The sequence below is a fragment of the Paraburkholderia sp. SIMBA_054 genome, assembly GCF_046534875.1.
GTDB lineage: Bacteria > Pseudomonadota > Gammaproteobacteria > Burkholderiales > Burkholderiaceae > Paraburkholderia > Paraburkholderia hospita.
In genome coordinates, this window is record NZ_JAWRXV010001396.1 from 1 (window position 1) to 247 (window position 247).

General features: G+C 51.4%; 1 pseudogene. It reads left to right on the forward strand.

The features are described from left to right. Positions 1–66: 66 nt before the first annotated feature. Positions 67–247 (forward strand): annotated as a pseudogene (locus SB822_RS59645) (hypothetical protein); the annotation flags it as partial.

Here is a 247-nt window from a genome sequence, read left to right on the forward strand (position 1 = left end):
TCCAAGATTGCCGAACTGCGCGCGCGTCAAGACAAGCTCGTTTACGGAGCGTGAGGACAAAACATCATGGTTCAAGCCAAAAAAGTCGAACCGCAGGATACGGGCGACCGTCATAATTTGCCTTATGCTTTCCGCACTTATTCGCCGGAACAGCTGAAAGAAGCACTGCGTAAAATGTATCTCATCCGCCGCTTTGAAGAGGGCGCGGAAGAAAGCTACACGCGTGGCCTTATTCACGGAACAATGC